23 protein-coding genes are annotated in these 22146 nt (G+C 61.1%); 18 read left to right on the forward strand and 5 right to left on the reverse strand.

The genetic code is table 11. The features are described 5' to 3' along the window. Positions 1–46: 46 nt before the first annotated feature. From ACJ8J1_RS02335 to ACJ8J1_RS02345, 3 genes are read right to left on the reverse strand one after another with little or no spacing between them, the layout of a single operon-like run. Positions 47–1564 (reverse strand): tripartite tricarboxylate transporter permease, encoded by a 1518-nt coding sequence (locus tag ACJ8J1_RS02335; RefSeq protein WP_033643892.1) that lies wholly within the window; start codon positions 1562–1564, stop codon positions 47–49. An 11-nt stretch (positions 1565–1575) separates the two neighbouring features. Beyond that, a complete protein-coding gene (locus ACJ8J1_RS02340; protein ID WP_033643891.1) occupies positions 1576–2007 on the reverse strand; it encodes a tripartite tricarboxylate transporter TctB family protein in 432 nt (143 codons plus the stop codon). 15 nt (positions 2008–2022) lie between these two features. Beyond that, positions 2023–3003, reverse strand: a complete 981-nt coding sequence (locus ACJ8J1_RS02345) for a Bug family tripartite tricarboxylate transporter substrate binding protein (RefSeq protein WP_033643890.1) — start codon at positions 3001–3003, stop codon at positions 2023–2025. 274 nt (positions 3004–3277) lie between these two features. Between ACJ8J1_RS02345 and ACJ8J1_RS02350 the strand changes: the two genes are divergently transcribed. The 3 genes from ACJ8J1_RS02350 (at position 3278) to ACJ8J1_RS02360 (ending at position 5854) form a co-directional block, all read left to right on the forward strand. Next, entirely contained in the window at positions 3278–3607 is a 330-nt protein-coding gene (locus ACJ8J1_RS02350) for a hypothetical protein (RefSeq protein WP_033643889.1), read from the forward strand. A gap of 167 nt (positions 3608–3774) precedes the next feature. Next, on the forward strand, positions 3775–4449 hold the full coding sequence (tctD, locus tag ACJ8J1_RS02355; RefSeq protein WP_033643888.1) for a transcriptional regulator TctD: 675 nt from the start codon (positions 3775–3777) through the stop codon (positions 4447–4449). Beyond that, positions 4436–5854: a sensor histidine kinase gene (locus ACJ8J1_RS02360; RefSeq protein ID WP_033643887.1), complete on the forward strand. Its 1419-nt coding sequence runs from the start codon at positions 4436–4438 to the stop codon at positions 5852–5854. The genes tctD and ACJ8J1_RS02360 overlap by 14 nt, the downstream gene beginning before the upstream one ends. Here ACJ8J1_RS02360 and ACJ8J1_RS02365 read toward each other — a convergent pair. Continuing rightward, positions 5851–6771, reverse strand: a complete 921-nt coding sequence (locus ACJ8J1_RS02365) for a DMT family transporter (RefSeq protein WP_033643886.1) — start codon at positions 6769–6771, stop codon at positions 5851–5853. The two genes, ACJ8J1_RS02360 and ACJ8J1_RS02365, sit on opposite strands and share 4 nt — an antisense overlap. A gap of 117 nt (positions 6772–6888) precedes the next feature. Here ACJ8J1_RS02365 and ACJ8J1_RS02370 point away from each other — a divergent pair, with 117 nt between their 5' ends. From ACJ8J1_RS02370 to hisP, 15 genes are all read left to right on the forward strand, one after another. After that, positions 6889–7662: an AraC family transcriptional regulator gene (locus ACJ8J1_RS02370; RefSeq protein ID WP_033643885.1), complete on the forward strand. Its 774-nt coding sequence runs from the start codon at positions 6889–6891 to the stop codon at positions 7660–7662. A 53-nt stretch (positions 7663–7715) separates the two neighbouring features. Further along, positions 7716–8837 (forward strand): 4-phosphoerythronate dehydrogenase PdxB, encoded by a 1122-nt coding sequence (pdxB, locus tag ACJ8J1_RS02375; RefSeq protein WP_033643884.1) that lies wholly within the window; start codon positions 7716–7718, stop codon positions 8835–8837. 110 nt (positions 8838–8947) lie between these two features. Further along, on the forward strand, positions 8948–9958 hold the full coding sequence (locus ACJ8J1_RS02380) for an aspartate-semialdehyde dehydrogenase (RefSeq protein WP_442520315.1): 1011 nt from the start codon (positions 8948–8950) through the stop codon (positions 9956–9958). Next, positions 9958–10779: a tRNA pseudouridine(38-40) synthase TruA gene (gene truA / locus ACJ8J1_RS02385; protein ID WP_033643882.1), complete on the forward strand. Its 822-nt coding sequence runs from the start codon at positions 9958–9960 to the stop codon at positions 10777–10779. Before ACJ8J1_RS02380 ends, truA begins: the two co-directional genes overlap by 1 nt. Before the next feature lie 78 nt (positions 10780–10857). Continuing rightward, the gene (locus tag ACJ8J1_RS02390; RefSeq protein WP_004936130.1) at positions 10858–11520 is read left to right on the forward strand and encodes a DedA family protein; all 663 of its coding nucleotides are present in this window, start codon (positions 10858–10860) and stop codon (positions 11518–11520) included. 232 nt (positions 11521–11752) lie between these two features. Continuing rightward, a complete protein-coding gene (gene accD / locus ACJ8J1_RS02395; protein ID WP_442520316.1) occupies positions 11753–12661 on the forward strand; it encodes an acetyl-CoA carboxylase, carboxyltransferase subunit beta in 909 nt (302 codons plus the stop codon). Between the two features lie 191 nt (positions 12662–12852). Further along, on the forward strand, positions 12853–14118 hold the full coding sequence (gene folC, locus ACJ8J1_RS02400; protein WP_033643879.1) for a bifunctional tetrahydrofolate synthase/dihydrofolate synthase: 1266 nt from the start codon (positions 12853–12855) through the stop codon (positions 14116–14118). Next, positions 14119–14871: a cell division protein DedD gene (dedD, locus tag ACJ8J1_RS02405; RefSeq protein WP_033643878.1), complete on the forward strand. Its 753-nt coding sequence runs from the start codon at positions 14119–14121 to the stop codon at positions 14869–14871. A gap of 234 nt (positions 14872–15105) precedes the next feature. Next, the gene (gene cvpA / locus ACJ8J1_RS02410; protein WP_004936119.1) at positions 15106–15606 is read left to right on the forward strand and encodes a colicin V production protein; all 501 of its coding nucleotides are present in this window, start codon (positions 15106–15108) and stop codon (positions 15604–15606) included. Between the two features lie 21 nt (positions 15607–15627). Then, positions 15628–17145 (forward strand): amidophosphoribosyltransferase, encoded by a 1518-nt coding sequence (purF, locus tag ACJ8J1_RS02415; protein ID WP_033632500.1) that lies wholly within the window; start codon positions 15628–15630, stop codon positions 17143–17145. 139 nt (positions 17146–17284) lie between these two features. Beyond that, positions 17285–17857 (forward strand): UbiX family flavin prenyltransferase, encoded by a 573-nt coding sequence (locus tag ACJ8J1_RS02420; RefSeq protein WP_033643877.1) that lies wholly within the window; start codon positions 17285–17287, stop codon positions 17855–17857. Positions 17858–18161: 304 nt separating this feature from the next. Next, positions 18162–18944, forward strand: a complete 783-nt coding sequence (gene hisJ / locus ACJ8J1_RS02425; protein WP_033643876.1) for a histidine ABC transporter substrate-binding protein HisJ — start codon at positions 18162–18164, stop codon at positions 18942–18944. Between the two features lie 82 nt (positions 18945–19026). Next, entirely contained in the window at positions 19027–19713 is a 687-nt protein-coding gene (locus tag ACJ8J1_RS02430) for a histidine ABC transporter permease HisQ (RefSeq protein WP_033635345.1), read from the forward strand. Then, positions 19710–20414, forward strand: a complete 705-nt coding sequence (locus ACJ8J1_RS02435; protein WP_033643875.1) for an ABC transporter permease — start codon at positions 19710–19712, stop codon at positions 20412–20414. Before ACJ8J1_RS02430 ends, ACJ8J1_RS02435 begins: the two co-directional genes overlap by 4 nt. A 21-nt stretch (positions 20415–20435) precedes the next feature. Then, positions 20436–21209, forward strand: a complete 774-nt coding sequence (hisP, locus tag ACJ8J1_RS02440) for a histidine ABC transporter ATP-binding protein HisP (protein WP_004936098.1) — start codon at positions 20436–20438, stop codon at positions 21207–21209. 7 nt (positions 21210–21216) lie between these two features. Here the strand turns inward: hisP and ACJ8J1_RS02445 are convergent, their stop codons facing one another. Further along, complete coding sequence (locus ACJ8J1_RS02445; protein ID WP_033643873.1) at positions 21217–22131, reverse strand: TIGR01777 family oxidoreductase; 915 nt, start codon at positions 22129–22131, stop codon at positions 21217–21219. Positions 22132–22146: the final 15 nt, after the last annotated feature.

Genomic DNA, 22146 nt, shown 5'->3' on the forward strand with positions numbered 1-22146 from the left:
TCCTCAAACGATCGGCATTAGGGAACATATCCCCGCCCGTTACGCGTTACTCGGCCTTGGCCTCGGCCGCCGGATGGCGGCGTTTGCGCATCAGGCGCAGCAGCGGCGGCAGCGCCAGCACCGCGACCGCCAGCACCAGCAGCGTTTGCGCGATGCTGCTGCTCCACAGGATGCCGAATTCACCGTTGCTGATCGACAGCGCGCGACGCAGATTCTGCTCCAGCATCTCACCCAGCACGAAGCCCAGAATCAGCGGCGACATCGGAAAGTGCATTTTCCGCAGAATATAGCCGAACACCCCCAACCCGACCATCAACAGCAGGTCGAAGGTGGTGCTGTGCACCGCATAAACCCCCACCGCGGAAACCGCGGCGATCGCCGGCACCAGGAACCACAGCGGGATGGTCAGCATGCGGGTGAACAGGCCAACCAGCGGCAGGTTCATGATCAGCAAGATGACGTTAGCGATCAGCAGCGCGGCGATCAGCCCCCAGACGATATCCGGCTGTTCGGTGAACATCGCCGGGCCGGGGGTGATGTTGTACAGCGTCAGCGCGCCCATCATCACCGCCGTGGTGCCGGAACCCGGCACTCCCAGCGTCAGCATCGGAATGAACGAACCGCAGGCCGAGGCGTTGTTGGCCGCTTCCGGCGCCGCTACGCCGCGGATGTCGCCCTTGCCGAAGGTGTCGCTGTTGCCGCTGATTTTCTTTTCGGTCATGTAGGTCAGCGCGCTGGCGATGGTGGCGCCGGCGCCCGGCAGGATGCCGACGAAGAAGCCGATCACCGATGAACGCAGGGTCGGGCCGGCGCACTGCGCCGCTTCTTTGCGGTTGAACAGCAACCGGCCGGTTTTACGCACCAGCTTTTGCCCGGCGCTGGTGCTTTCCAGCATCAGCAGAATTTCACTGACCGAGAACAGGCCGATCACCACCACGATAAACTGCACGCCGTCGGAGAGGTGTACGCTGTCAAAGGTAAAGCGGTAAACGCCGGTGTTGGCGTCGACGCCCACCGTCGCCAGCCCCAGGCCGATCAGCGCCGCCAGCAGGGATTTCAGCGGGTTTTGGCTCATCATGCTGCCGAGGCAGGCGATGGCGAACACCATCAGGGCAAAATACTCCGCCGGGCCGAAGGCCAGCGACCAGCGGGCCAGCAGCGGCGCGAACAGAATAATGCCGCCGATGGCGATCATCGAGCCGACGAACGAGCTGACCGCCGAGATGGACAGCGCCACGCCGGCGCGCCCCTGCTGCGCCATCGGGTAGCCGTCCAGCGCGGTCATGATCGCCGCCGCATCGCCCGGCACGTTGAGCAGAATCGACGAGATGCGCCCGCCGTATTCGCAGCCGATATACACCGTCGCCAGCAGGATCAGCGCCGATTCGGCCGGCAGTTTGAGGGCGAACGCCAGCGGCAGCAGGATCGCCACGCCGTTGATCGGCCCCAACCCCGGCAACAGGCCGACGATGGTGCCGACGAAGCAGCCGATCAGGGCGATAATCAGGTTTTGCGGCACCAGCGCCACTTCAAACCCTTGGGTCAAATACATCCAGGTATCCATCATCGCTCCCGTTAGCTCAGCCAGGCGCCGAGCGGCAGTGTGACATCGAGAAGTTGGTCAAAGGCGTAGTACAACGCTGCGCCCATGATGACGCCGGAGATGGCCGCTGCCGGCAGGCTGGCCTGAAACAGCAGGCCGATGCTGAACGTCAGCAGCGCGGTCGCCAGCGGAAAGCCAAGCCATTCAAACCCCCAGGCATACAGCACCAGGGTGATCACCAGCACCAGCAGCCGCTGCATCACCTTGTGGTGCGGCCATTCCACCGCCTGCGGGCGGCGCAGCAACAGCAGCGCCGCGCACAGCGCCATCAGGCTGAGGATCGCCAGCGGGAACGGGCGCGGCCCCAGCGGTTCATAGCTGTATTCGCTCTGGATGCCCCAGCCGATGAACAGCCCGCCGATACACAGCAGCAGCCAAAAGCCGGCAAAAATACGATCGCTCATGGTTTTCCCCTGCGGTTATTTGGCCAGGCCGAACACTTTCGCCTGCTCACGGTATTGGGCAACCTGATTCTTCACGTAGGCGTCCAGCTCTTTGCCGGTCAGGTTGAATTCGAACAGGCCGCGCAGATCGCGCTGCTGCTTGAATTCGTCGGTCGCCATCATTTTCTGGAAGGTGTCGATCCACCACTGATACTCTTCATCGCTGACTTTCGGCCCGACGTAGAAGCCGCGAATGATCGGCCACACCAGGCTGTATCCTTGCTCTTTGGCGGTGGGAATATCGGCCAACTGGCCCGGCAGACGTTGCTCGGCATACACCGCCAGCACGCGGATCTTGTCGCCCTGCAGGTAAGGCACCATTTCGCTCAGATCGCCGGATACCGCCTGGATGTGGTTGCCCAGCAGCGCGGTGACCGGTTCCCCGCCGCCCTCGAACGCCACGTAGCGCATCTTGCGCGGATCCACGCCGACTTCGCGCGCCAGCAGCGCGGTTTTCATCCAGTCCTGGCTGCCGATCGAGGCGCCGGCGCCGAACACCACGCTGTTGGGATCTTTTTGGAAAGCGTCCATCAAGTCTTTCAAGGTTTTGTAAGGCGAGTCGGCGCGCACCGCGATCATGCCGTAGTCGGTACCGACCGCCGCCAGCCATTTCACGTCGTCCACGTTGTAGCGGCCGAACTTGCCCTGAGCCAGGTTGAGCAGCGAACCGCCGGAGAAGGCCACCACGGTGCCGAACTCCGCCGGGCGTTGCGCGACGATGGCGTTGTAGGCCACCGCGCCGACGCCGCCGGGCATATAGGTGACGCGCATCGGTTTATCAATGGCCTTGGTGTCCTGCAGCGATACCTGAATCAGTTTGCAGGTCAGATCGAAGCCGCCGCCGGGTTTGGCCGGCGCAATGCATTCGGTGCGTTTGGGCGCTTCCACGGCAAAGGCCTGAGAGACCGCCAGCAACAGGGCGGCGGCGGTAAAGGTACGGGTCATTATTTTTTTCATTGTGACTTACCCTCGGTATTGTCTGATGGTGAATCCCGCCGAATGCGGTTGCGGAATTGTTAAAACAACAACCTTTCATTTACCTTTCAGTGGCCGGAAAAGTTTCCAGTCTGTGATTAGGGTCTCTTGTCGCGAGCGAACGGCGGGTGCGCTAACATAGAATGGGCGCAGAGAACAGTGCGCAAAACCGGCCAAAACCCTGCGTAATGTCAGGATTGCCGATAGTCGTTCGCGTTAAAATCATCTGTAATAAAATGAATAGAGATGCAGTGATATGTTTTCGTTAGGGAAATTGTTTGGCGGCAGGGACAGCGCCAAGGTATGTGCGATTAAACGGCTGCCAGAGGTCTACGCCGAGATGGCGGGAGAAGCCGGGCAGTGTCGTTTGAAGCGCTTGCGCCCTGAGATTGGCGTATTTGAGTTGCATTTCGTCAACGCCGACGGTGAAAAGTATGCTTGCCAGATGACCGCCTGCGTGACCGGCATCGATCTGGTGTTTGCCGCCAACAACCGCTCCGTGCTGGTTTCTTCGCCGTTTACCGCCGACAAGCTGTGTCCGGTGTTGGATCTTGCTCTCGCCGATAGCCCCATCACGCTGATCTGAGGCGTCACACGAGCGCGCCCCAGTACGCATAATTGTGTGCCAGCTCCCAAAACTGGCGGCGCGGCGCTCTTTTATCCCCTTATTTTCCATGCCATTCTCTGTTATCGACCTGTTAACAGACGCCGCATCGGTGTCTGGTTGTTCAGGTAAATCAATGGAATGGGAACATGCGACTGTTATTGGTTGAAGATCACCCCGAGCTGTCTCACTGGTTGCAAAAGGCGCTGACCGGCGCCGGATTTGCCGTCGACGTCGCGCCGGACGGCGTGGCCGCCGACCACCTGTTGCTTAATGAACGCTATGCGCTGGCGGTGCTGGATGTGGCGTTGCCGCGCCTGAACGGTCTCGATTTGCTGGCGCGCCTGCGCAAGCGCGGGCAGGATCTGCCGGTGCTGTTGCTGACGGCGCGCACCGACGTGACCGACCGGGTGAAAGGCCTGAATCTGGGGGCGGACGACTACCTGACCAAACCGTTCGAACTGGACGAGCTGGAGGCGCGCATTCGGGCGTTGCTGCGCCGCAGCGTCGGCGCCGCGCAGCCGGCGTTGCAATACGGCGCGTTGACCTATCATGACGAAGGTTATTTCCTGCTGGAGAGCAAACCGCTGGCGCTGACGCCGCGCGAGCTGGCGGTGCTGACCGCGCTGATGCACCGGCGCGGCCGCCCGGTGGCCAAGCAGCAGCTGTTTGAGCAGGTGTTTACGCTGTCTGACGAGGCCAATCCAGAGAGCATCGAGCTTTACGTACACCGTTTGCGGAAAAAGCTGCAGGGCAGCGACGTGGCGATCGTCACGCTGCGCGGTCTGGGCTACAGCCTGGAACTGTGCAATGCGGTGGTTTAACGCGCCGCGTTCGCTGTTTTATCAACTGCTGCTGTTTTTTGGCCTGCCGCTGCTGGCGCTGGGCGGCATCTCTATCTACACCCACTACTTCAGCGCCATGAGCGCCGCTACCCTGGCTTACGATCGCACGCTGCTGGCGTCGGCGCGCACAGTGGCGGAGCGGCTGGTGGTGCGCGAAGGCAAGCTGGCGGTCGATGTGCCTTATGTGGTGCTCGACAGCTTCGAGCGCAACATGAACGATCAGCTCTATTACGAGGTGATCTCGCCGCAGGGGAAAAGCATCTCGGGCTATGACGACTTGCCGTCGTTGCCGCCCCACATTCCACGCTCCACCCTCTATCCGGCATTGGTGCATTTCTACGATGCGGAATACCTCGGCCGGCCGATCCGTGTGGCGGCGCTGTTTCAACCGGTCAACGAGTCGGGCGTGAGCGGCATGGCGACCATTCTGGTGGCGGAAACCCTGGAATCGCGTCGTTACCTGGCGCGGCAGATGATGATCGCGGCGCTGTTGAGCCAGGGCACGGTGGTGGTGTTGACCCTGATCCTGGCGTTCGCGCTGCTCAAGCGGGTGTTGAAGCCGATGCGTAAACTCTCCGGCATCATGCTGCGGCGCGATCCGGGCGAACTGACGCCTTTGCCGCGGGTTCTTCCCTGGTCGGAGATGCAGCCGCTGCTGGTGGCCTTTAATCGTTACATCGAACGGCTGCGGCTGATGGTGGCGCGTCAGGAACGCTTCAGCGCCGACGCCTCTCACCAGCTGCGCACCCCGCTGGCGGTGCTGAAGACCCAGGTCGGGGTGGCGCTGGCCAGCGATCGGCCGCAGCAGTGGCGCGAAAGTCTGCAGGCGATGAGCGCGACGCTGGATAACACCGTGGCGCTCACCGACCGTCTGCTGCACCTCTCGCGCCTGAAAGCCAGCGAGCACAACGCCGATCGCAAGCTGCAGCCGGTCAATTTGGCGCAGGTGCTGCGCGACGCCTGTTTCTCTCGCTTGCCGCAGGCGCGCAGCAAACAGATCGATCTCGGTTTCGAGGGTGAAGCGGCATGTCAGGTCGCGGGGGAGCCGCTGCTGTTGGCCGAGCTGTGTGCCAATCTGCTGGACAACGCGCTGAAATACACGCCGCGTCAGGGCGTGGTGACCGCCCGCCTTACGCGGGACAAGGCTACGGGGGAAGGGGTGCTGGAGATAGAAGACAGCGGCCCGGGCATCGCCTTGCAGGACAAGGCGTTGGCGCTGCAGCCGTTTCATCGTTTGGACAACGTGGGCGATCAGCCGGGCGCCGGTTTGGGATTGGCGTTGGTGAAGGACATCACCGCGTATCACGGCACCCGCCCGGAGCTGTTGAGCTCCGCCGCGCTGGGCGGCCTGTTGGTGCGGGTGCGTTTCAGGTTGCTGGCTTAGGCCTGTTCTTTGCAGGAATCTGCGCCTGCCGCCGGGGCTTTGGCTTTACGCGTCAGCGGCGTGCGCAGCCGCTGCGACAGGATCACGCCCAGCAGGGTGATGCCGCCGCCGATCAGATGGTAACCGTGCAATTGCTCATGCAGGAACAGCACTGCGATAGCGGCGGTAAACACCGGCGCCAGGTTCATGAAGATCGAGGTGGTGTTGGCGCCCAGGCGCAGGACGCCCTGGATCCACAGGTACGGCGCGATGATCGAGGCCGGAATGCCGGCGAACAGCACCAGCGGCAGGTTATGGCCGTTCAAGCCGACATCCTTCGCCATCAGGAAATTCGGCAGCAGCAACAGCACGCCGAACAGGATCTGCACGTAGAGCGATTGCCAGTTCGGCAGCGCGATGGCCCAGCGTTTGGTCAACACGCCATACAGCGCGTAAGAGGCGGTGGCGAGCAGCATCATCAATTCCCCTTTGCCGATACCGTGCTGCAACAGCGCGCCGGGCTGACCGCCGCTGACCAGCCAGATCAAACCGCAGAAGGAGAGAATGCTGCCGAGCAGCACGCCGACGGTCGGCGCAATGCGCAGCAGTACGATGCTGATCAGGATGGTCAGCAGTGGGATCAGCGACACGATGATGCCCATAAACAGCGCGCTGACGCTGTGCGCCGCGTAATAGGCCAGGCTTTGATACAGCACCATGCCGAGCAAGCCGAGGAGCATCAGCTTCCACCAGTTGGCGCGCACCTGCGCCCAGTTGCGAAGCACGCCCGGCAGCACAAACGGCGTCAGGGCGATCAGCGCCAGCAGCCAGCGGTAGAGCGAGATGGCCGCCGGATCGATGGCGGTGGCGGAGAGTTTGCTGACGACGGCGTTAATCGACCAAATCAGCACGGCCAGCAGGGGGAAAAGCATATTCATGACAATTATTCTCAATAGCGTCCAACATGCTGGCTAGTCTACGCGTGTCCGGTTTATCATATATAACGATATTCAGACAAAAATCGGCGTAAATAAGACAAATCACGAGACGAAACCATGCCAGAAATCCGCCATTTCCCCGAGTCGCTGATCCCGGCGCCAAACCCGGTGCAGTTTCGTTGCGAGGAGTTCAACGTCCGCACCGAATTCCAGCCGCACAGCCATACCTGGGGCCAATTGATGTGGGTCAAAGCCGGGGTGATGGTGCTGCGCATCGGCGGGCAGCGCTTTCTGGCGCCGCCGGAGTACGTGCTGTGGACGCCGGCGGGCATCGAACACTCCTGTTACAACCAGCGGCTGGCGCAGTGCCGCATGGTGGACATCGCGCCGGCGCTGTGCGCCGGCATGCCGGCCGATCCTTGCCTGGTCAATGTGACGCCGATCTTTCGCGCCATCGCCGAGGATTTCTATGCGCGTAAACAGTACATTCCGCAGGCGGAGGCGGATTTGCGCCTCTGCCAGGTGCTGATCGACCAACTGCATCTGTCGCCGCGCCAGCAAACCTATCTGCCGTCGTCGGACGACAAGTTTTTGGCGCCGGTGCTGGAAGCGCTGGAACATTGCCCGGCGGACAACACTTCGCTGGCGACGTGGGCGAAGCGGGTATACACCACCGAGCGCACGCTGTCTCGCCGCTGCCAGCAGGATTTGGGCATGCCGTTCAGCGAATGGCGCCAGCGCCTGCGGTTCCTGCACGCCGTGTCGCTGCTCGAACAGGGCAAAACCGTGCAGGACGTGGCGCTGGAGGTCGGTTACAGCTCCGCGTCGGCCTTTATCGTCATGTTCCAGCAGATCGCCGGCACCACCCCTGAGCGCTTTCGCCGTGCCTGATTCAGTGGCACACTATTTCGCAGACAAATAGCCGTAAACCGTCGGAGAACGCAGTGAAAATTCTGGTTGATGAAAATATGCCGTATGCGGCCGAGCTGTTCAGCCGCCTGGGCGACGTGCGGGCGGTGCCGGGGCGTCCGATCCCGCTTGAGGCGCTGGCGGATGCCGACGCGCTGATGGTGCGTTCGGTCACCAAGGTCAATGAAGCCTTGTTGGCCGGCAGCCGCATCGGCTTTGTCGGCACCGCTACCGCCGGCACCGATCACGTCGATGACGCCTGGCTGCAACGGCAGGGCATCGGGTTTTCCGCCGCGCCGGGCTGCAACGCCATCGCGGTGGTCGAGTATGTGTTCTCCGCATTGATGCTGCTGGCCGAGCGCGACGGCTTCCAACTGCGGGATAAAACCGTCGGCATCGTCGGTGTGGGCAACGTCGGTTCGCGTCTGGACGCGCGCCTCAAAGCGCTGGGCGTGCGCACGCTGCTGTGCGATCCGCCGCGCGCCGATCGCGGCGACGCCGGGGAATTCTGGCCACTGGAGAAGTTGGTGGCCGAGGCCGACGTGCTGACCTTCCATACGCCGCTGAATAAATCCGGCCCGTATCATTCATTGCATCTGGCGGACGCCGATCTGCTGGCGGCGTTGCCGGACAACCGCATTCTGATCAACGCCTGCCGCGGGCCGGTGGTGGATAACGCTGCGTTGCTGCAGGCGCTGGAAAAAGGCAAAAAGCTGAGCACGGTGCTGGACGTGTGGGAACCGGAGCCGGATCTCGCTTTGCCGCTGTTGGCGCGGGTGGATATCGGCACCGCGCACATCGCCGGGTATACGCTGGAAGGCAAGGCGCGCGGCACCACCCAGGTGTTCGAAGCGTTCAGCCGCCATCTGGGGCAGCCGCAACAGGTGGCGCTGGCCTCGCTGCTGCCGGTGCCGGAGTTCAGCCAGATCCGTCTCAACGGCCCGCTGGATGAAGCGCGGTTAAAACGATTGATGCACTTGGTGTATGATGTGCGCCGCGATGATGCGCCGCTGCGCAAAGTCGCCGGGCAACCGGGCGAGTTCGATCGCCTGCGCAAGCACTACCAGGAACGCCGCGAGTGGTCTTCGCTGGCCGTGCAATGCGATGACAGCGCCAGCGCCGAGCTGCTCGGCAAGTTGGGCTTCAGCATCGCGTAGCGCGTAAGGTTGTCTTAAGCCAACGCCGCTACAGTGAGCGGCAAAGATTATCGGGCGGTGGCTGCACTGCCCGTCTGCTTTTATGAATGAAATACTCTGGAGAAAACCCAATGTCTGACGGCTGGAATATCGCGCTGCTCGGCGCCACTGGCGTGGTAGGTGAAGCGTTGCTGGAATTGTTGCAGGAACGCCAGTTCCCGGTGGGTGAGCTCTATCCTCTGGCAAGCGAACGCAGTGCGGGCGCCAATGTGCGCTTCAACGGCAAGTCTCTTCTGGTGCAAAACGCCGAAGAGTTCGATTGGTCGCAGGCGCAGCTGGCCTTCTTCGTCGCCGGCAGCGACGCTTCAGCGCGCTATGCCGAAGAGGCCGGCAACATGGGCTGTCTGGTGATCGACACCAGCGGCCTGTTCGCCATGGAACCGGATGTGCCGCTGGTGGTGCCTGGCGTTAACCCGCAGGTGCTGGCGGATTACCGCAACCGCAACATCGTCGCGGTGGCCGACAGCATGGTCAGCCAACTGCTGACGGCGATCAAACCGCTGACCGAACAGGCGGGGCTGTCGCGCCTGCACGTCACGACGCTGATGTCGGTATCCTCGCGTGGCAAGGCGGCGGTGGACGATCTGGCCGGCCAGAGCGCGCGGCTGTTGAACGGCATCCCGGCCGAAGAAGGCGTTTTCACAAAACAGCTGGCGTTTAATATGCTGCCGCTTGTCGCCGACGAGCAGGGCAGCGTGCGCGAAGAACGCCTGATCGTCGATCAGGTGCGCAAGGTGCTGCAGGACGAAGGGTTGCCGATTTCGGTGAGCTGTATCCAGTCGCCGGTGTTTTATGGCCACGCCCAGGTCGTGCATCTGGAAGCGCTGCGTCCGCTGTCCGCCGAAGAGGCGCGCAGCGAGCTTGAAGAGGTCGAAGACGTTCAACTGAGTGAAGAGGACGATTACCCGACTCAGGTCACCGAAGCTTCCGGCAGCGATGCGCTCAGCATCGGGTGTCTGCGCAACGATTACGGCATCCCCGAGCTGTTGCAGTTCTGGACGGTGGCGGACAACGTCCGCTTCGGCGGCGCGTTGATGGCGATCGAAACCGCCGAGCGTCTGGTGCAGGAGCAGATGTACTGATGTCTGAGGTGGTCTCGCCCGTTAAGCCGACGCTGAAGGTAGCGCTGGGCATCGAATATGACGGCAGCCGTTACTACGGCTGGCAGCGGCAGCAAGAAGTGGCCAGCGTGCAGGAACGGCTGGAGCAGGCGTTGAGCAAGGTGGCGGATGCGCCGATCAACGTGCTGTGCGCCGGGCGCACTGACGCCGGGGTGCACGCCACCGGGCAGGTGGTGCACTTCGAAACCACCGCGCGCCGTAAGGACGCCGCCTGGACGATGGGCGTCAACACCCATTTGCCGCCGGACATCGCGGTGCGCTGGGTGAGCCCCGTCGCCGATGATTTTCACGCGCGTTTCAGCGCCACCGCGCGCCGTTACCGCTATATTATTTTCAACCATCGCTACCGGCCGGCGGTGTTGCAACAGGGGGTGACGCATTTTTATCACCCGCTGGACGCGGACCGCATGCATCGGGCGGCGCAGGCATTGCTGGGCGAGAACGACTTTACCTCGTTTCGCGCGGTGCAATGCCAGTCGCGCACCCCGTGGCGCTGCGTAAAACACGTTAAGGTTACGCGCTACGGCGAATATATTGTGGTAGATATCAAGGCGAATGCCTTCGTGCATCACATGGTTCGCAACATCGTCGGCAGCCTGATGGAGATCGGCTGCGGCAATCAGGATGAGAACTGGATGGCCGAGCTGCTGGCGCTGAAGGATCGCAATCTGGCGGCGGCGACGGCGCGAGCCGAGGGGCTGTATCTGGTTTCCGTGGACTATCCCGACCACTTTGGCATCCCGCGGCCGCCGATGGGGCCGCTGTTTTTACCCGACGATTAAACGCCGGCACGCCTGAAAGCGTCGCTCCCTTGTGCTTCTGCCGGGTGATTGAAACGCCCGGTATCAATGAGAGAATTTATGGACATCATCAAGTTTATTATTGATTTCATTCTGCATATTGATGTGCACCTGGCCGAACTGGTCGCACAATACGGCATGTGGGTCTACGCTATTCTGTTCCTGATCCTGTTTTGCGAGACCGGTTTGGTGGTGACGCCGTTCCTGCCGGGGGATTCTTTGCTGTTCGTCGCCGGCGCGCTGGCGGCTTTGCCGACCAACGATCTGAACGTGCACACCATGGTGGCGTTGATGGCCGTGGCGGCGATCATCGGCGATGCGGTGAACTACACTATCGGGCGGTTGTTCGGCGAGAAGCTGTTCAGCAACCCGAATTCGAAAATCTTCCGCCGCAGCTACCTGGATAAAACGCATCAGTTTTATGAGAAGCACGGCGGGAAAACGATTATTCTGGCGCGATTCGTGCCGATCGTGCGTACTTTTGCGCCGTTCGTCGCCGGCATGGGGCATATGTCCTATCGCCACTTCGCCGCCTACAACGTGATTGGCGCACTGGTTTGGGTGCTGCTCTTCACTTATGCTGGCTACCTGTTCGGCGATCTGCCGGTGGTGCAGGAGAACCTGAAACTGTTGATCGTCGGGATCATCATCGTTTCGATTCTGCCGGGTGTGATTGAAATTTGGCGCCACAAGCGCGCCGCCGCCCGCCAGCAAAAACAGTAAAAACATCGCTTAACCTGTCGGTTCGACCAGTTTTTTGTCCACAGCGTCGGGCCGATATGGTTTAATGAGCGACATTATGGTCTGTTCCTGCGAACAACCCTGAAGCCGATGCCTCAGTCGCCGCGCTTGCCGCGCCGCGAACGGGCATTTTTTCATTGGGGTGTTTTCGGGGGGATTGTTAAAGCATGAACAGCGGACTGGCGTGTGCCAGGTTCAAACAGAAAGGTCATCGATGAGCTGGATTGAACGAATTCTTAACAAGAGCAATATCACACAAACCCGTAAGGCGAGCATTCCTGAAGGGGTCTGGACTAAATGCGACAGCTGCGGCCAGGTTCTCTACCGCGCCGAGCTGGAGCGGAATCTGGAAGTGTGCCCGAAGTGCGACCACCACATGCGTATGAGCGCGCGCGCGCGTCTGCATACCCTGCTGGACGAAGGCAGCGAAGTGGAGCTGGGCAGCGATCTGGAGCCGAAGGACGTTCTGAAATTCAAGGATTCCAAGCGCTATAAAGATCGTCTGGTCGCCGCACAGAAAGCGACCGGCGAGAAAGACGCGCTGGTGGTGATGAAGGGCACGCTGTACGGCATGCCGATCGTCGCGGCGTCCTTCGAATTCGCCTTCATCGGCGGCTCGATGTCTTCCGTGGTCGGCGCGCGTTTCGTGCGTGCGGTTGAGCAGGCGCTGGAGGACAACTGTCCGCTGGTGTGCTTCTCCGCCAGCGGCGGCGCGCGCATGCAGGAAGCGCTGATGTCGCTGATGCAGATGGCGAAAACCAGCGCGGCGTTGGCCAAAATGCAGGAGCGCGGCTTGCCGTATATCTCCGTGCTGACCGACCCGACCATGGGCGGTGTCTCTGCCAGCCTGGCGATGCTGGGCGACATCAATATCGCCGAGCCGAAAGCGCTGATCGGTTTTGCCGGCCCGCGCGTTATCGAGCAAACCGTGCGCGAGAAACTGCCACCAGGCTTCCAGCGCAGCGAGTTCCTGATCGAAAAAGGCGCGATCGACATGATCGTTCGCCGTCCGGAAATGCGCCAAACGCTGGCGAGCATTCTGTCCAAGCTGACCAACCAGCCGCAGCCGCATTTCGATGTGGCCGCGCCGGTCATTGAGCCGGAGCAGCAGGCCGACGCCTGAGGCAAAGACGGATCCCGCCCGGGTTCAGCCGCCACTTTGTGGCTAAGTGACGGCTGATGCCCGTTCCCTGCTGGCCGCGGCCTATGACGTTGCGGTTTGCAGGTGGGCGGCAGTGACGAAGCGCATCGCCTTTACCGCGGTGAGGGTGGTGCCCTGATGGATTAATGAACCCAAGTTCAGTGATGGGACTCATGCAAAACCACCAAATTCCCCAAGCCACGTCGCCATTGAGCTCGTGGCTTTACTATCTGGAACGTCTGCACAGCCAGGCGATCGAACTCGGCCTCGAGCGCGTACAGCGCGTCGCGGCGCATCTGGACTTACTGACCCCCGCTCCCACGGTGTTCACCGTTGCCGGCACTAACGGCAAAGGCACGACCTGTCGCACCCTTGAAGCTATTCTGCTGGCCGCCGGCCTGCGCGTCGGCGTTTACAGCTCACCGCATCTGGTGCGCTACACCGAACGTGTGCGCATTCAGGGGGAAGAGCTGAGCGAAGCGGAGCACAGCCGCTCGTTTGCCGCCATTGAAGCCGGCCGCGGCGAAACGTCGCTGACCTATTTCGAATTCGGCACCCTGTCGGCGCTGCAGCTGTTCAAACAGGCGCGGCTGGACGTGGTGATCCTGGAAGTCGGCCTGGGCGGACGTCTCGACGCCACCAACATCGTCGATCCGAGCGTGGCGGTGATCACCAGCATCGCGCTCGATCACACCGACTGGCTGGGCAACGATCGCGAAAGCATCGGCCGTGAAAAGGCCGGCATTTTCCGCAGCGGCAAGCCGGCGGTAGTGGGCGAACCCGACATGCCGGACAGCATTCGCCAGGTCGCCGAAACGCTGGGCGCGCCGCTGTATCGCCGCGGTGAAGCCTGGAGTTTCAGCGAGCAGGGCGATCGCTGGCAGTGGCAGGGCGGCGACACGCTGCTGACCGATCTGCCGACGCCGAACGTGCCGCTGGCCAACGCCGCTACCGCGCTGGCGGCGCTGAACTGTTCCCCGCTGGAAATCGACGAGCGCGCGATCTTCACCGGGCTGCAGCAGGCGACGCTGCCGGGGCGTTTCCAGATCGTGCGGCGGGAGCCGATGCTGATCCTCGATGTGGCGCACAACCCGCACGCCGCCGGCTATCTCGCCGGGCGTCTGGCCAAGCTGCCGCGCGACGGCGGCAAGGTGCGCGCGGTAGTGGGCATGCTGTCGGACAAGGACATCGCCGGTACGCTGGCCTGCCTGAGCGAGCAGGTGGATGAATGGTACTGCGCACCGCTCGACGGCCCGCGCGGCGCCAGCGTCGAACTGCTGGCGCAACATCTGGCGGAACCGCGACGCTTTAATGATGTCGAAACTGCCTGGCGGCAGGCTATGCAGGATGCTGATAAACAGGATATTGTGATCGTCTGTGGATCGTTCCACACCGTTGCGCAGGTGATGGCGGCGTCAGACGAGATGCGGGGAGTGTGAGTGGCGAGTAAATTTCAGAACCGACTGGTCGGAACCGTGATTCTGGTGGCGCTGGGGGTGATCATCCTGCCAGGGTTGCTGGACGGCAAAAAGAAGCATTACGAGGATGAATTCGCGGCCATTCCTTTGGTGCCGAAGGCGGGCGACGTCGAAGAGAACGACGTGTTGCCGCCGGTGACGCAGCCGTTGCCGGCGCAGCCGCCGGAAGGGGCGGGGGCGCTGGTCGAGCAGCAGGCGGCCAACGAAGCGGCGGCGCAACAGGCGGTGCGACAGAATGCTCAGCAACCGACGCAGGTGGCGCCGCCGCCGGTCGAGACGCGTCCTCAGCCGGTGCAGCAGCAGCCTAAGCCGAAACCGGTGGAAACCAAACCGGTAGAGGTGAAACCGAAACCGGCGCCGCAGCCGAAGCCGGTGGAAGTGAAACCGACGCCAAAGCCGGAGCCGAAACCTGAACCGACGCCGAAGCCTGAGCCGGCACCGCAGCCGAAACCGGCGGAAGAAAAAGCGCCGGCCGGGCAAGCCTATGTCGTGCAGCTCGGGGCGTTGAAGAATGCCGCCAAGGCGAACGAGATTGTCGCTTCGCTGCGTCTTTCGGGCTATCGCGCCTTCACCGTGCCGTCAACGCCGGTGCAAGGGCAGATCACCCGCATTTACGTCGGCCCGGATGCTTCCAAGCAGAAGCTGCAGGCGGCATTGCCGTCGCTGAACTCGATCAGCGGGCTGAGCGGGCAGGTGAAGCCGTACGGTCGTTAAACCCCGCAGGGGCGCAGCAGGATGCGCCCCTGAATTAAGGAGTGGTGGAGAGATCGCTAGAGAAACCGCGCTTTTTACAGGCGAAATCACCTATGTAGGCGCGGCGATTGGGAATTTTTTAATCGCCGCTTTTTATTTGTAACGTGGTAGGAAATCCCCTACGCAAACGTTTTCTTTTTCTGTTAGAATTCGCCGCGAATTGGATGCAGGGGCGATTCATCATTGGAATAGTTCATGGTCTGGATTGATTACGTCATTATAGCGGTGATTGGATTTTCGGCTCTGGTGAGCCTGATCCGAGGGTTTGTTCGCGAAGCATTGTCACTTGTGACATGGGGATGTGCGTTTTTTGTTGCCAGCCATTTCTACTCTTACCTTGCGGTCTATTTCACTCGTTTTGAAGATGAACTGGTGCGAAACGGCATCGCGATCGCGATTTTGTTCATCGCGACCCTGATCGTAGGGGCTATTGTTAACTATGTGATTAGCTCACTGGTAGAGAAAACCGGGCTGTCGGGCACCGACAGGGTGCTGGGCATCTGCTTCGGCGCATTGCGCGGCGTGTTGATCGTTGCGGCGATCCTGTTCTTCCTGGATACCTTTACCGGCTTTTCACAAAGTGCCGACTGGAAACAGTCGCAGCTGATTCCCCAGTTCAGTTACGTCATCAGGTGGTTCTTTGACTACCTGCAGAGCACGTCGAGTTTCTTGCCGACCCAATTGCCGGGGCGGTAGCGCTGATGAGGAAAAGACAACATGTGCGGTATTGTCGGTATCGCCGGTTTTATGCCGGTAAACCAGTCGATTTATGATGCGCTGACGGTGCTTCAGCACCGTGGCCAGGATGCCGCAGGCATCGTCACCATTGACGCCCACAACGGGTTCCGTTTGCGTAAAGCCAACGGCCTGGTGAAGGATGTATTTGAGGCGCGCCATATGCAACGCTTGCAGGGCAACATGGGCATTGGCCATGTGCGTTACCCGACGGCCGGCAGCTCGAGCGCCTCTGAGGCCCAGCCTTTCTACGTCAACTCGCCGTTCGGCATTACGCTGGCCCACAACGGCAACCTGACCAATGCCCATGAGCTGCGCCAAAAGCTGTTCGAAAGCGGCCGCCGCCATGTCAACACCACCTCCGACTCGGAAATCCTGCTGAACGTGCTGGCCAGCGAGCTGGATCGCTTCCCGCATTATCCGCTGGAGGCCGACAACATCTTTACCGCGGTCGCCGCCATGCATCAGCAACTGCGCGGCGCTTACGCCTGCGTGGCGATGATTATCGGCCACGGCCTGCTGGCGTTCCGCGACCCGTACGGCATTCGTCCGCTGGTGATCGGCAAACGCACGCTGGAAGATGGCCGCAGCGAGTATATGGTGGCTTCCGAGAGCGTGGCGCTGGATACCCTGGGCTTTGAATTCCTGCGCGACGTGGCGCCGGGCGAAGCGGTGTACATCACCACCAAAGGCCAGCTGTTCACCCGCCAGTGCGCAGAGAATCCGAAAACCAATCCGTGCCTGTTCGAATACGTTTATTTCGCGCGCCCGGACTCCTTTATGGACAAGATCTCGGTCTACAGCGCCCGCGTACGCATGGGCCAGAAGCTGGGCGAGAAGATTGCCCGCGAATGGGAAGATCTGGACATCGACGTGGTGATCCCGATTCCGGAAACCTCCTGCGACATCGCGTTGGAGATCGCGCGCATTCTCGACAAACCCTACCGCCAGGGCTTTGTGAAGAACCGCTACGTCGGCCGCACCTTCATCATGCCGGGCCAGCAGGCGCGTCGTCAGTCGGTGCGCCGCAAGCTGAACGCCAACCGCGCCGAGTTCCGCGACAAGAACGTGCTGCTGGTGGATGATTCCATCGTGCGCGGCACGACCTCAGAGCAGATCGTCGAGATGGCGCGCGAAGCGGGCGCCAAGCGCGTGTACCTGGCTTCCGCCGCGCCGGAAGTGCGTTTCCCTAACGTCTACGGCATCGACATGCCGAGCGCCAACGAACTGATCGCCCACGGGCGCGAAGTGGATGAAATCCGCCAAATCATCGGCGCCGATGGGCTGATCTTCCAGGACCTCGACGATCTGATCGAAGCGGTGCGTGAAGAAAACCCGGACATCACCCAGTTCGAATGCTCGGTATTCAACGGTATCTACGTGACCAAAGACGTCGATCAAAGCTATCTGGAATACCTGGAGTCGCTGCGCAACGACGACGCCAAGGCGCTGCGGGGACAAACCGAAGCGGAAAATCTGGAACTGCATAACGAAGGCTAACCGCCTGCGTTGATCCATCAGGGGGCATCGCCGCGTCTGCGGCGGTGCGCCTTGCTCCTGTGAACTTGCTTATCCCTCGCCATTGCGGCAAAGTCTGCCTGATCTTATTTTTTACTTTTTACGGCAGAGGCCATTCTTCATGAAACGACTCATCATCGGCATTTCCGGCGCCAGCGGCGCGATCTACGGCGTGCGCCTGTTGCAGGTCTTGCGCGACGTCGCAGAGGTGGAAACCCATCTGGTGATGAGCAACGCTGCAAGGCAGACGCTGGCGCTGGAAACGCCGTACAGTCTGCGTGAAGTGCAGGCGCTGGCCGATGTGGTTCACGATGCGCGCGATATCGCCGCCGCCATCTCTTCCGGTTCCTTCAAAACCCTGGGCATGGCGATTTTGCCTTGTTCAGTCAAAACGCTGTCCGGCATCGTCAACAGCTACAGCGACGGACTGCTGACCCGCGCCGCCGACGTGGTGCTGAAAGAACGCCGCCGCCTGGTATTGTGCGTGCGTGAAACGCCGTTGCACCTTGGGCACCTGCGGCTGATGACGCAGGCGGTGGAAATGGGCGCGGTGATCATGCCCCCGGTGCCGGCGTTTTATCACCAGCCGAAAAGCGTGGAAGACATCATCGATCAGACCGTCAATCGGGTGATCGATCAGTTTGATATTGAATTGCCGGCCGATCTGTTCACCCGTTGGCAGGGTGCTGATTAACATTTTCATCCCCAAATTGGTACATTTGTGCAACACCGCACTGAATTAGGGCGGCGCATGCACCATAATGATCCCACTTCATCACGTTCACTGTTTCATGGCGCCGTCCTGTCGCGGCTGCCAGTGGCGCGGCCCCGAGCGGCCGATTTAATTTTGCGGTTATCGTCCCAGGAAACAGTATTGTGAAGGCCGGAGCCGTTCCCTCCGCCCGTAGCACCTAATGTGGCACGATTACTGCAAATTGATTTGGTGGGGAAAAGTAATGCCCGTAGTGGCATCAAAAAAATCAATTTGAGGGTAATTTATGAAAAAGCTGGTTAAGGTTCTTCCTTTAGTCTTGGCTTTGGCGGCCGCAAACAGCGCATTCGCCGCTATCCCATCGACATTGAAGATTGGCACCGATCCGACTTATGCGCCGTTTGAATCCAAAAACGCCAAAGGCGAGCTGGTCGGCTTCGATATCGATTTGGCCAAAGAGCTGTGCAAACGCATAAATACCCAATGCACCTTCGTGGAGAGCGACTTTGACGCGCTGATCCCATCCCTCAAGGCGAAAAAGATCGACGCTATCATCTCTTCGCTGTCCATCACCGAAAAACGCCAGCAGGAAATCGCCTTTACCGACAAGCTGTATGCCGCCAACGCCCGCCTGATCGCGCCGAAGGGGTCTAAGCTGTTGCCTACCGTGGATGCGTTGAAAGGCAAGAGCGTGGGCGTGCTGCAGGGCACGACCCAGGAAGCCTACGCCAACGCCATGTGGCAGCCGAAGGGCGTCACCGTAGTGCCTTATCAGAACCAGGATCTGGTCTACGCCGATCTGGCCTCCGGGCGCATCGACGCCGCCTTCCAGGATGAAGTGGCGGGCAGTGATGGCTTCCTGAAACAGCCGCCGGGCAAAGACTATGCGTTCGCCGGCGAATCGGTGAAGGATGACAAATTCTTTGGCGTGGGCACCGGCATGGGGCTGCGCAAAACCGATACCGAGCTGAAAGCGGCGCTGGACAAAGCCTTCGCCGAGATGCGCAAAGACGGCACCTACGATAAATACGCGAAAAAGTACTTCGACTTCGACGTCTACGGCGGCTAATCCGCTAACCGTTCCATGCTGTGACTGCGGGGCCGGTGCGCCGGCTCCGATGGTTCGGATCCTAGACGACAGGGTGAAGTAGATGCTGCAAGGCTATTCCCAACTGATTTTCGAGGGGGCTCTGGTGACGCTGGAGTTGGCCCTCAGTTCCGTATTGTTGGCGGTGGTGATCGGGTTGATCGGCGCCGGCGGCAAACTCTCCCACAACCCCCTTATTTCCGGCCTGTTCGGCGCTTACACCACGCTGATCCGCGGCGTGCCCGATCTGGTGCTGATGCTGCTGATTTTTTATGGCCTGCAAATCGCCTTGAACAACATCACCACGCTGCTCGGTTTCTCGCAGATCGATATTGACCCGCTCGGCGCCGGCATCATTACCCTCGGCTTTATTTACGGCGCGTACTTTACCGAAACCTTCCGCGGCGCCTACTTGGCGGTGCCGAAAGGGCAGATTGAGGCGGCGACGGCCTACGGCTTCAGCGGCGCGCAGATCTTTCGGCGCATTTTGTTCCCGGCGATGATGCGCTTCGCCTTGCCGGGCATCGGCAACAACTGGCAGGTGATCCTGAAGGCGACGGCGCTGGTGTCTATCCTTGGCCTGAACGACGTGGTGAAAGCCACGCAGTTGGCGGGGAAAGGCACCTATCAGCCGTTCTTCTTCGCCATCGTAGCCGGCGTGGTTTACCTGATTTTCACTACCGTTTCCAACGGCGTGCTGTTGTGGCTTGAACGGCGTTACTCACTGGGCGTCAAGAGGGCCGAGCTATGATCGAGATTTTGCAACAGTATTGGCAGTCGCTGCTGTGGAGCGACGGCTACCGTTTCACCGGCGTGGCGGTCACGCTGTGGCTGCTGATCGCCTCCGTGGTGATGGGCGGGCTGCTGGCGATCCCGATGGCGGTGGCGCGCGTCTCTTCCCTGCGCTGGGTGCGTTTCCCGGTGTGGCTCTACACCTACGTGTTTCGCGGCACGCCGCTGTACGTGCAGTTGCTGGTGTTCTACTCCGGCATGTACAGCCTGGAAATCGTGCGCGGCAGCGAGTTTCTCAACGCGTTTTTCCGCAGCGGGCTCAACTGCACCATCCTGGCGCTGACGCTCAACACCTGCGCGTATACCACCGAGATCTTCGCCGGGGCGATCCGCTCGGTGCCGCACGGTGAAATCGAGGCCGCCAACGCCTACGGTTTCTCGCGCTTCAAGATGTATCGCTGCATCATTTTGCCTTCGGCGCTGCGCACCGCGCTGCCGGCCTACAGCAACGAAGTGATCCTGATGCTGCACTCCACCGCGCTGGCGTTTACCGCCACCGTGCCGGACCTGCTGAAGATTGCGCGCGACATCAATGCCGCGACCTATCAGCCGTTTTACGCTTTCGGCATTGCGGCGGTGTTGTACCTGATCATCTCCTACGTGTTAATCAGCCTGTTCCGCAAAGCTGAAAAACGCTGGATGGCACACGTTAGTCACTGATAAATGACGGGAAGAAAAACCATGTCTGAGAATAAATTAGCCGTCACGGAACTGCACAAACGCTATGGCGATCACGAGGTGCTGAAGGGCGTCTCGCTGGCGGCCAACGCCGGGGATGTGATCAGCATCATCGGCTCCTCCGGCTCCGGCAAAAGCACCTTTCTGCGCTGCATCAACTTCCTCGAGAAGCCGAGCGAAGGCTCGATCAGCCTGAACAACGAAGATATTCGCATGGTGCGCGACAAGGACGGCCAGCTGAAGGTATTCGACAAGAAGCAGCTGCAGCTGCTGCGCACCCGCCTGACCATGGTGTTCCAGCATTTTAACCTGTGGAGCCATATGACGGTGCTGGAGAACGTGATGGAGGCGCCGGTGCAGGTGCTGGGGCTGAGCAAGGCCGACGCGCACGAGCGCGCGGTGCGCTACCTGGATAAAGTGGGCATCGACGAGCGGGCGCGCGGCAAGTACCCGGTGCACCTGTCGGGCGGCCAGCAGCAGCGCGTCTCCATTGCCCGCGCATTGGCGATGGAGCCGGAAGTGCTGCTGTTTGACGAACCGACGTCGGCGCTGGATCCCGAGTTGGTGGGCGAGGTGCTGCGCATCATGCAGAAGCTGGCGGAGGAGGGAAAAACCATGGTGGTGGTGACGCACGAAATGGAATTTGCGCGCCACGTTTCGAACCACGTGATCTTCCTGCACAAAGGGTTGATCGAAGAGCAGGGCCCGCCGGCCGAGCTGTTCGGCAATCCCAAAAGCCCGCGCCTGCAGCAGTTCCTGTCCGGCGCGTTGAAGTAACCTCAGATCAGCGGGCTTCGGCCCGCTGATTGACAACGTCATCCAATGCCTGTTCCAGCTCCAGATAGCGGAAGTGGAAACCGGCCTCTTCCAGGCGCTTCGGCACCGCCCGCTGGCCGCCGAGCACCAGCACCGCCGCTTCCCCCATCAACAGCCGCATGACGAACGCCGGCACCCGCAGAAACGCCGGGCGATCGAGCACGTTGGCCAATTGGGCGGCGAATTGCTCGTTGTGCACCGGGTAGGGAGCGACCATGTTGAACGGGCCGCTCAGGGTGGCGTGATCCAGCAGATAAATAATGCCGTTGACCATGTCTTCGAGGTGGATCCACGGCAGGTATTGGCGACCGTCGCCGATCGGGCCGCCGAGCCCGAAGCGGAACGGCGGCAGCATTTTGGCCAGCGCGCCGCCCTGTGGCGCCAGCACCACGCCGGTGCGCAGCAGGCAGACGCGGGTGGCGTCGCTTTGCGCCTGCAGCGCCAGCGCTTCCCAGCGTTGACACAGCTGGTGGGTGAATTCGTCGTGCGGCGGCTCCTCTTCGGTCACCACCGCCTGCCCCTGATCGCCGTAGTAGCCGACGGCGGAACCGGAAATCAGCACGCCGGGGGGCGTGCTGCCGGCCTTGATCAGCTTCGCCAAGCGTTCGGTCAGATCCCAGCGGCTGCGGCACAGCCGCTCTTTCTGCTGCGCGCTCCAGCGCTTGTCGGCGATAGGTTCGCCGGCCAGGTTGATCACCGCGTCAAATTCATCCAGCGATTGCCGGTCGTCCAGCGTTCGCCAATAGCTCGGCCGGTCGCCCAGCCGGGCTCGGGCTCGCCGTTCGTCTCGGGTCAGCACCGTAATGTGGTGAGAAAGCGCCAGCAGTCTTGCCGTCAGGCTGCTGCCTATCAATCCCGTTGCGCCGGTGATCAGGATCCGCATGGTTGACCTCCCTGA

Origin of the sequence: Serratia sp. CY37869 (genome assembly GCF_052168895.1) — a bacterium.
GTDB lineage: Bacteria > Pseudomonadota > Gammaproteobacteria > Enterobacterales > Enterobacteriaceae > Serratia > Serratia ureilytica.